Annotated in this window: 2 protein-coding genes; both read right to left on the bottom strand. The window is 62.1% G+C overall.

What is annotated here, in order from left to right; translation table 11 throughout:
• Positions 1–107 precede the first annotated feature (107 nt).
• Positions 108–866 carry an IS21-like element helper ATPase IstB gene (istB, locus tag AC2FPW_RS16080; protein ID WP_496814524.1) on the bottom strand — a complete coding sequence of 253 codons (759 nt, stop codon included), beginning with the start codon at positions 864–866 and terminating at the stop codon, positions 108–110.
• Positions 867–877: 11 nt separating this feature from the next.
• Entirely contained in the window at positions 878–2,407 is a 1,530-nt protein-coding gene (istA, locus tag AC2FPW_RS16075) for an IS21 family transposase (protein WP_496814523.1), read from the bottom strand.
• Positions 2,408–2,585: the final 178 nt, after the last annotated feature.

The following is a 2,585-nucleotide window of genomic DNA, read 5'->3' as shown; positions in this document are numbered from 1 at the left end:
TGCGCAATCCGGAGCATTCGGCCGGTCAATCCGACAGCATCCGGCCACCTGATCCGGAGTATCCCGCCACCCTTGGCATGGCGTCGTGAGGCCTGAAGTTTTCTCTATCAGTGTGCGGTCGTTTTGTCACCCGTTTTGGCGGCCAGCTTTCGGAAGGACTGGCCTTCCAGTTCGAGGCGATAGGCATTGTGCACGAGCCGGTCGAGAATGGCGTCTGCGAAGGTGGGTTCTCCGATGACGTCGTGCCAGGTCTTGAGCGGCAGTTGGCTGGTGATCAGGATTGATCCCGCGCCGTAGCGATCTTCAACAATCTCCATCAGGTCGCGGCGCTGGTTTGCGTTGAGGCGATCTGGCCCCCAATCATCGAGAATGAGGAGTTGGGTTTTGGTGAGGCTGCGGAAGAGGCGCGGGAAGCGTCCATCTGCGTGGGCTATTTCCAACTCGTCAAAGAGACGCGGCACGCGCTTGTAGAGCACGGTTGTCCCTTCTCGGCAGGCCGCCTGGGCCAGCGCACAGGCCAGCCAGGTCTTGCCCACACCGCAGGGGCCGGTGATCATCAGGTTGCGTTTGTCGCGTATCCATTTGCCGGTCAGGAGCTGCTGGAACAGGGCTTTGTCGAGGCCACGCCGGGTTTTGTAATCCACGTCCTCGGGGGCGGCCCCGACGTGGCGCAGGCGGGCGGTGCGCATCCGGGCTTCGAACCGTTTGGTCTCACGGCTGGCGGCCTCGCGGTCGATGAGAAGGCCCAGCCATTCGGCATGGGTTAGGTCGGCGGTTCCGTCCTGGCCGTCCATCTCGGCGAAGGCCTCGGCCATGCCGTCGAGCTTGAGGGTCTTGAGCTGATCGAGCGTTGGATGTGTCAGCATGTGCTGTCCTTTCAATGGAAGTAATCGGCGCCACGGATGTTGGGATGTGTGATCGCGGGGCCGTCCGTGGGCGCTTCTCGGCGTTGGCGATCCAGACCATTCTTCAGAATGGAATGCAGGGATTGGTAGGTGTAACTGTTGATCTCGAGCGCCCGCTCGCAGGCGGCATCGAGGCGGGCCGGTCCAAAGGAGCGCGCCAGCTTTAGCACGCCCATGCAGCTGCGATAGGCCTGTTCGGGGTGTTTACGGCGGCGCATGACGACATCGACATAGGTCTCGACGTTCGGGCCGATCCGGGCGGCCTGCCTGCGGATACTCTCTGGCGTCCAGTCAGCGCGGTGACGGTGACCCGATGGCATATGTTCCCGCACGGTGGAGTGCTGACGGTTGCCGGATGTGCGGGCGTGGGAGGCAATCCTTTGACCTTTATGGAAGACTTCCACCGTCCGGGCCGTGATCCGTACCCAGAGCTTCCGCTTGATCAGCTGATGCGGCACCGAGTAATAGTGCCGGTCCACATCGATGTGATAGTCGATCCCGGCGCGGCGCTGCTTCCATTCGGCGTAGACGTACGGCTCGGCTGGCAGCGGCTTCAGGGCCGGTTTGTCGAGGTCCTCAAACAATGCGCGGCGGCTGGCCCCGAGATGCCGGGTGACCTTGGCATTCAACTGGTCGCGCAGGGGCCGGATCGCCGCGTTCAACTCGTCCAGGCCGAAGAATGTCTGGTTGCGAAGGCGCGCCAAGATCCACCGCTCGGCCAGTTGCACCGCGTTCTCGACCTTGGCCTTGTCCTTGGGTTTGCGGGGCCGCGCAGGCACAACAGCGGTGTCGTAATGCGCCGCCATGTCGCCATAGGTGCGGTTGATTGCGGGATCATGGAAACAGGCCTTGATCACCGCCGACTTCAGATTGTCCGAGACGATCATCGCGGGCACACCGCCGAAGAAGGCAAAAGCGCGCACATGGCTCGATATCCAGTCGGGCAGGCTCTGCGTCCAACTGGCTTCAACGTAGGTGTAATTTGAAGCACCAAGCGCGGCGACGAAGATCTGCGCCGTGCGAACCTCGCCGGTCTCAGGGCAGGTCACATCCACCGTCTGACCGGTATAATCGACAAACAGCCGCTCCCCGGCAGGATGCCGTTGGCGCATCACTGGGCTCAGCTTGCCCTCCCAGGCCGAATAGCGGGCGCAGTATTGGCTGTAACCGTAGCCGTCGGGGTGAACCTCGCGGTACTCCTGCCAGAGCAGCGCCAGTGTCACGCCTTTGCGCCGCAGCTCGGAATGAGCATAGCCCCAATCGGGCTGCGGGATTTGACGCGTAGATTGCCCAGCCAGCGGAGGATAAAGCCGCGCTTCAAGCTCTGCATCAGACAGATCATCCGGAAGCGGCCAGGACAGACCGGCCAGATCGGCGCGGCGGAAATACTCCGAGATCGTCGCTCGCGCAATCGTCAGGCTTTGCGCCACGCGACGTCCCGACAATCCATCTGCTCGAAGCCGCAAGGCCTCCTTGATCTTCCTCATTGGCAATCTCTTCATGGGGCTCCCTCGCGTTCAAAAAGAACGCAAAGGTAGCCGGTGAAAGATCACCTCAAAACGACCGCCAAATCCCCCAGATCAGGGGTGGCCGGATGCCCCGGAATCGGTGGCCGGATCAAATCGGAATGGGTGGCCGGATGCTGTCGGATTGACCGGCCGAATACGTCCGGATTGCGCA

Source organism: Ruegeria sp. SATB027 (assembly GCF_059613825.1).
Note: the sequence above shows the minus strand (reverse complement) of the source record. Positions and strands in the feature narration are given on the sequence as shown.